Source organism: Stappia sp. TSB10GB4, assembly GCF_900185745.1.
GTDB lineage: Bacteria > Pseudomonadota > Alphaproteobacteria > Rhizobiales > Stappiaceae > Stappia.
In genome coordinates, this window is sequence record NZ_FYAV01000057.1 from 336,788 (window position 1) to 343,211 (window position 6,424).

Genomic DNA, 6,424 nt, shown 5'->3' on the forward strand with positions numbered 1-6,424 from the left:
AGAAAGACGGATCGATGGACACCATACTCACCAATGCGCGGATCGTGCTGGCCGACCAGGTCGTCGAGGGTTCGCTGCACCTGCGCGACGGCAAGATCGCGGGCATCGACAGCGGCGTCTCGTCGTTGCCGGCTGCGGAGGACATGGGCGGCGACTATGTGATCCCCGGCCTCATCGAGTTGCATACCGATCACCTGGAAAACCATTATGCACCTCGCCCGAAGGTGAGGTGGAACCCGGTCGCCGCCGTCTGTGCCCATGACGCGCAGATCGCAGCCAGCGGCATCACCACCGTCTTCGATGCCCTGCGCGTCGGGCTCGACGAGGATACCGACATCACCGATGCCGATATGCGGCGGCTGGCCGACGCGATCGAGGCGGGGATGGCCAAGGACAGGCTGCGGGCGGATCATTTTATCCACCTGCGCTGCGAGGTCTCGGCTCCCAACTGTCTTGAGAGTTTCGAGGTGTTCGAGAACGATCCGCTCGTACGCATCGCCTCGCTGATGGATCATTCGCCCGGCCAGCGCCAGTTCGTCAGCCTTGAGGCCTATGCGGTCTACTACAAGGGCAAGCGGGGCATGAGCGACGCCGAGTTCAACGAGTTCTGCGAACGGCGTATGGCCCAGTCTGCGGAATGGTCCGACAACAACCGCCGGATCCTCGCCGAGCGCGCAAGGGCGCGCGGGGTGGTGCTGGCGAGCCACGACGATGCGACCAACGCGCATGTCGAGGAAGCCGTCGAGCTCGGCATCCGGGTGGCGGAGTTTCCGACCACGCTGGAAGCCGCACGGGCCTCGAAAGCGCAGGGGCTGGCGGTGCTGATGGGTGCCCCCAATGTTGTCCGCGGGGGCTCGCATTCGGGCAATGTCTCGGCGCGCGATCTCGCCGCCAATGGACTGCTCGACATCCTGTCGTCCGACTACATTCCCTTCAGTCTCGTCCAGTCGGCCTTCTTTCTCGGCGAGGTGGTCGACGGGATCGATCTGCCGCAGTCGATCGCCATGGTGTCCCGTACCCCGGCCCGCTTTGCCGGGCTTGATGATCGAGGAGAGATCGCCATCGGCAAACGCGCCGATCTCGTGCGGGTGCGGGTCGAGGAACATATCCCGATCGTGCGTACGGTCTGGCGCGAAGGTCGCCGGGTGGTCTGAGCGATGCAGGGGGCAGCGTCGGAAGGGCAGGGGCCGCTGATCGCGGTCGTCGGGCCGAGCGGGGTCGGCAAGGATACGCTGCTCGCGCGGGCACGCGCGGGCTTGTCCGGGCGACCGGAGTTGCTTTTTGTGCAACGGACGATCACCCGGCCAGCCGGCACCGATGCGGAGACGCACGAGCCCATGACGGCAGAGGCCTTCGAAGAGGCGGAGCGCGCTGGTGCCTTCGCCTTTAGCTGGCGTGCGCATGGGTTTGGCTACGGTCTTCCCGCGTCCTTGTCGGAGCATCTCGCAAGCGGGCATCCCGCCGTGGTCAATGGGTCTCGCGTGGCCCTTGCGGCCATGCAGGAGCGGTTTCCCACACTTTGCGTCATCCAGATCACGGCGACCCCGACAGTGCTGGCGGCGCGGCTTGCCGCGCGCGGTCGTGAGAGCGCCGAAGAGATCGCCGCCCGCATCGCCCGCGCCAACGAGCCGCTTCCCGTCGCACCGGCTTGCGTTATCGACAACAGCGGCGACCTCGAGCAGGCCGCCGAGGCGTTGGTTGCCGCGATCCTCGATCGCGCCGGTTCGGCTTACCGCTGAGAGCTGCTTTCTCACGATCCACTGCGCCTCTTGCGCAGGGGCGGAACCTTTGCGACAAGAAGGCAAGTCTGCTCGGAATGCGAGCATCGATAAAAATACGGATGCAATTGGTTGCGGGTCGGGCCGTGGCACCATCGCATGCCGGAGTGACGGGAGTGGATCGGATGTCGGGGCAATTGGTAACCCACCGCACCAGCGGGTTGGTGCTGTCTCTTGACGAGACCGTTGCCAACGACCGCATTATCGAGGAGATCCGCCGCGGCCGCTATGAAGCCTCGGAACTCTCCATGGCCTCGCGGTTTGTGCGGAAGGACGACCGCGTGCTGGAACTCGGCGCCGGCATCGGCTTCATCTCCGCCGGTGTGATGCGCAATGTCGGGCCTGACTATTATGCTGCCGTCGAGGCGGACGCGCGTCTCATCCCGCATATCCGCCAAACCCATCTCAAGAACGGTGTGACCGGTGTCGAGGTGATCAATGCGGCCTTCGTCTCCGACCCTCAGACCCTGAAGACAGGCTACGTCGAGTTCACCCTGCATCGGGAGTTCTGGCGCTCCGGCATCGGCCAGGACCAGGAAGGCGTGACCGAGACGGTGCGTGTGCCGGCCGTCGATGCCTCGGCCTTCATCGCGGACAAGGGCATCACCGTTCTCATTGCGGATATCGAGGGGGCGGAGCTCGACCTGTTCCGGAACCTGCGCGTCGGCGGCCTCAAGCGGATCGTGCTGGAACTGCATCCGCACAAGATCGGCAAGGCCGGCATGATCGAGATCTTCGCCGGCCTGTGCGCGGAGGGTTTCGCCTACAATGCGGCCCTGTCGGAAGGCCCTGTGGTCTGTTTCGAAGCGGTCGGCGATACCGAAAGCAGCGAGGCGGAGCTCTTCACCCGCTTCGCATGAGTCCCCGGCTGGTGCCCTTGTCGCCGTCTCTCGTTCTTTAGTCCGCTTGCCGGAACCCTGGTGCTTGGCGACACTTGTTGCCAGGGCGCTGGCGGCTGCCGCCTTGCTCGGACAAAACCTTTGAAGATCACGCATTCGGTGCGATGGTCGGAGAGACCGACATGACAGTTCAATCCGGTGCCATGGCGAAATTCCTGATCATCGACGACCATCCGCTTTTTCGGGAAGCCCTGCACAGTGCGGTGACGCTGGCCTATCCGGATGCCGACACGCTTGATGCCGCTTCGCTGCCGGAGGCCTGCGAAATCCTTGCGGCGGAGGGCGGTTTCGACCTTGCGCTGCTCGATCTGAGCATTCCCGGCGTGCGCGGCATGGACGGCTTGCTGCATTTGCGTACCAATTTTCCGCGCCTGCCGGTCGTGGTTGTCTCCGGCCACGAGGATCCCAAGGTGGTCTCGCAGGTGATTGCCTACGGGGCCGCCGGTTTCATCCCGAAGTCGGCCAAGAAGGCGGCCCTTGCCGACGCGATCCAGAAGGTGATCAATGGCGCGGTTTTTGTCCCGGACAATCTCGCAGACGCCGGCGACGAGCAGATCGACGCGCATGCCAGGGACATGATCAACCGGGTCGCCACCTTGACGCCGCAGCAGCTCAAGGTGCTCGGCATGATCTGCGACGGCCTGCTCAACAAGCAGATCGCTTACGAATTGCAGGTCGGCGAGACCACAGTGAAGGCACATGTCTCGGAAATCCTGCGCAAGCTCAACGTCCACAGCCGCACCCAGGTGGTTATCGAGATGTCGCGGCTGGAGCAGATCTCCGGGCTCGACCCTGCCAATCCCCTCGGACACGGCGAGAGCGGGCGCATTCGGGGCTGAGGGTTCTTGACTAAGGCGCGGTGGCCAGCATGTGCGCCATAAGCGCTCTCAGTTGTGCGGGCTTGACCGGCTTGGACATGAACTCCGCGCCAAGCTGCGCCGCCTGAGCCATGACCGGCTCCGAGACGTCTGCCGTTGCAAGGATGACAGGCACGCGTCGCCGCAGACGCTGCAACAGCGTTGCGACCGTTTGGGTGCCGTGGTCGCCCTGGTCGAGATGCTGGTCGGCGATGATCAGGTCGGGCAGGAAACCTTTGTCCAGAACCCCCGCTGCTTCCGCCTGAGAGGCGGCGACCCGGTGCTCGCAGCCCCAGCCGTCGAGCAGGGTCGACATGGCACGCGTCACCTCGAAGTCGTTTTCCAGAAGCAGAACACGGCGGCCCGCGAGGGTGGCGTCGCTGACTGGCCGCTGGGCCGTCTGGGACCGTGTCTCGCCGGCCGCAGGCGGCTCGCAGCGTTCGGCGAGGATGCGGAAGCGGCTCCCCTTGCCCACTTCCGAACTCAGGCTGAGCTCGTGGCCGAGCGCGGTCACCAGGCGTCGCACGATGGAAAGGCCGAGGCCGAGGGCACAATCGCCGTCACGTCCGGCGCGTTCCTTGGCTGCCGGCCCCCGGTGGAACTCGTCAAAGATCCGCTCGCGCTGGTCGAGGGGGATGCCGCAGCCGGTGTCGACTACCTCGATCGCCACCATGTCGCCGCGCCGACGGGTGCCGATCAGCACGCCGCCGCGATCCGTATAGCGAATGGCATTGGAGATGAGGTTTTGCAGCGCGCGCCGCAGCATGGTCCGGTCGGAGCGGACGTGATCGCCGGTGATCGAGGTCTGCAGACGCAGACCCTTCGCCTCGGCGATCGGTTTCAGGTCGGAGAGCAGGGACTCGATCACCGGAACGAGCGGCACTGCCGCGTGGTTCGGCACCATGACCCCCGCATCGAGGCGGGAAATGTCGAGCAACGTATGCAGCAACTCGTTCATCGTGTCGAGCGAGCGCTCGACCTGAGCGACCATCGCCCGGCCGCGTTCGGTATCCTGCAGGTCGTAGAGCGCCGACATGGTCAGTTGTGCCGCATGCAGCGGTTGCAGCACGTCGTGGCTGGCGGCGGCGAGAAACCGTGTCTTCGACTGGTCGGCGCGTTCGGAAATCTCCTTCTGCCGGGCGAGTTCCGCGTTGGTGCGTTCCAGGTTGCGCAGGGTCGAGGTCAACTCGTCTGTGCGCCTGCGGACCTGTCCCTCCAGGGCGATGGCGGTCTGGAACAGCGAGAAGGCGTTACGCTGCTGATCCATCGCGCGCTCGACACGGTGGATCAACGCGTCGTTGATGCGCTTGAGGCGTTCGACGTCGGCGATATCGAGAATGCTCATGAACCGCTCCTGCCGCTTTGCCCAAGACCGAAGGCAATGCCGGTGAAGGTCTGGTTCAGGTGCATCGACAGGTATTGTTCGCCATAGGTGTTGAAGCCGATGACGTTGTTCTCGCGATAGATGGCGGCGATCCGATGCGTCACCTGCCGATTGCGGGCGTCGATGCGGCGCAGCACGCAGTCGAAGCCGAGGACGAAATCGATGCCGCCAATGCGCTCGCGCACGGCGTCGAAGGCGGCGCGCGTGGTACGCGTCATGCCGGCGGGTTCGGCAACCGTCATCACGATACCGTCGTCGATCGCGCAGAAGAACGAGAGAGACCCGTCGAGATTCATCTTCTGGACGGAGCGGCAGTAATATTCGCCGCCGACCCGCACGACCAGCGGATGCGAGGCAAAGCTCATCGGCGACAGGCTCTGCGGATCCATGCCGATGACCCGCGCATATTCCTGCGCTGCCGGAGCGGCGTTGAACTCGTGCACGATGCGTCGGTCGGGCTCGGAGCGGGTGACAACCAGCTTGTGGGGGGTCGGCACGAAATTGTCGGTCTTGAAGATGTGGAAGGGAACCTGGGTCTCGACCAGGATCACGATGGCTGCATCGCTCGCCGGTTCGCCGTCAAGGATAAGCGTGGTCGTCCCGAACCGCATGTCGTCGCCAGCCGATCCGCCAAGCAACGGAATGTCGTCGAGGCCCCAGTGCAGGGCCGCGCTCACCGCTTCCTCGGCGAAGGACAGGCCGTCGATCAGACAGAGGGCGAAGCGGCTCGCGCTGCGCTCGGCGGGCGCGGACTCCACGAAGCAGCGCTTCGCATCGCCGACCTCCGAGACGATGCGCTCCATGCCGGCGCGTCGGATGTCGCTGATCCGGTGGGCGGCGATGCGAAAGCGCGCGGTCGGAAACAGAATGACCACGAGATTGCCTTCGCAGATGCCGTTCCGGGTGATTTCGCCGGCGGTGGAGCAGGCGGCATGACGGAGGCCGGGGCAACTGTCTGTCAGGGCAGAGGCGACCGCGGCGGGCGGGAAGCGGGCGGAGGAAAAAAAAGCCAGAGCGAACCCTGCACCAACGCGCTGCCGCGCGGTCGCCACGCGAGCCCAGAAACCGGTGTCGCCGGGATCGTCGCATTCGAGCGCGACGACACCGCAGGCGTGATCGATGCCGCCATTCGGCTGCACGTCGCTCCTCCCTCGCGCCGCATGCCTCTCCTCCCCATGACAGACTGGCTGTCGGACGACTTTGCGACGACGCCCCACTCTAGGATCTTCGGCTTGCCGGTGACAAGCGGGCGTTCGGTTTCGACCGAAAGTACAGTGTACAAGCGCGGGAGGCTGGCCTTTCCTGACAGCGTCCGGGGGGAGACTGGACGAGCGGCCCTGCGGATATTGCCCCGCCGGTTGGCCGGGCCGGGAGGAGCTTCCATGGATTTGGTTGGCGAGTATCGATTGTTGGCGGGCCGTGGGGCTGTTTGGTTGGCGCTGAACGATGCGGATGTTCTGCGTCGTTGCATACCGGGCTGCGAGGAGCTTGAGCAGGTTTCGGACC

The 6,424-nt window shown here is 65.0% G+C and carries 7 protein-coding genes; 5 read left to right on the plus strand and 2 right to left on the minus strand.

The genetic code is table 11. From position 1 onward, the window contains the following. Window positions 1-14 precede the first annotated feature (14 nt). The 4 genes from TSB10GB4_RS17775 (at window position 15) to TSB10GB4_RS17790 (ending at window position 3,516) form a co-directional block, all read left to right on the plus strand. Entirely contained in the window at window positions 15-1,154 is a 1,140-nt protein-coding gene (locus tag TSB10GB4_RS17775) for an alpha-D-ribose 1-methylphosphonate 5-triphosphate diphosphatase (RefSeq protein ID WP_186396825.1), read from the plus strand. 3 nt (window positions 1,155-1,157) lie between these two features. Next, window positions 1,158-1,739 (plus strand): phosphonate metabolism protein/1,5-bisphosphokinase (PRPP-forming) PhnN, encoded by a 582-nt coding sequence (phnN, locus tag TSB10GB4_RS17780; protein WP_186396826.1) that lies wholly within the window; start codon window positions 1,158-1,160, stop codon window positions 1,737-1,739. A 164-nt stretch (window positions 1,740-1,903) separates the two neighbouring features. Beyond that, the gene (locus tag TSB10GB4_RS17785; protein ID WP_186388057.1) at window positions 1,904-2,638 is read left to right on the plus strand and encodes an FkbM family methyltransferase; all 735 of its coding nucleotides are present in this window, start codon (window positions 1,904-1,906) and stop codon (window positions 2,636-2,638) included. 161 nt (window positions 2,639-2,799) lie between these two features. Beyond that, window positions 2,800-3,516, plus strand: a complete 717-nt coding sequence (locus tag TSB10GB4_RS17790) for a response regulator transcription factor (protein ID WP_186388056.1) — start codon at window positions 2,800-2,802, stop codon at window positions 3,514-3,516. A gap of 10 nt (window positions 3,517-3,526) precedes the next feature. Here the strand turns inward: TSB10GB4_RS17790 and TSB10GB4_RS17795 are convergent, their stop codons facing one another. Both TSB10GB4_RS17795 and TSB10GB4_RS17800 read right to left on the minus strand, forming a co-directional pair. After that, a complete protein-coding gene (locus tag TSB10GB4_RS17795) occupies window positions 3,527-4,879 on the minus strand; it encodes a hybrid sensor histidine kinase/response regulator (RefSeq protein WP_186396827.1) in 1,353 nt (450 codons plus the stop codon). Beyond that, window positions 4,876-6,135 (minus strand): FIST N-terminal domain-containing protein, encoded by a 1,260-nt coding sequence (locus TSB10GB4_RS17800; protein WP_371328914.1) that lies wholly within the window; start codon window positions 6,133-6,135, stop codon window positions 4,876-4,878. Before TSB10GB4_RS17800 ends, TSB10GB4_RS17795 begins: the two co-directional genes overlap by 4 nt. 165 nt (window positions 6,136-6,300) lie before the next feature. Here TSB10GB4_RS17800 and TSB10GB4_RS17805 point away from each other — a divergent pair. Further along, window positions 6,301-6,424: SRPBCC domain-containing protein (locus TSB10GB4_RS17805; RefSeq protein ID WP_256376587.1), on the plus strand; the 124-nt coding region annotated here is incomplete at its 3' end.

Excerpts from the sequence above, each read along its gene's own strand:
- TSB10GB4_RS17790 (WP_186388056.1), top strand. The coding sequence starts at position 2,800 with ATGACAGTTCAATCCGGTGCCATGGCGAAATTCCTGATCATCGACGAC.
- TSB10GB4_RS17785 (WP_186388057.1), top strand. The coding sequence starts at position 1,904 with ATGTCGGGGCAATTGGTAACCCACCGCACCAGCGGGTTGGTGCTGTCT.
- phnN (WP_186396826.1), top strand. The coding sequence starts at position 1,158 with ATGCAGGGGGCAGCGTCGGAAGGGCAGGGGCCGCTGATCGCGGTCGTC.
- TSB10GB4_RS17775 (WP_186396825.1), top strand. The coding sequence starts at position 15 with ATGGACACCATACTCACCAATGCGCGGATCGTGCTGGCCGACCAGGTC.
- TSB10GB4_RS17795 (WP_186396827.1), bottom strand. The coding sequence starts at position 4,879 with ATGAGCATTCTCGATATCGCCGACGTCGAACGCCTCAAGCGCATCAAC.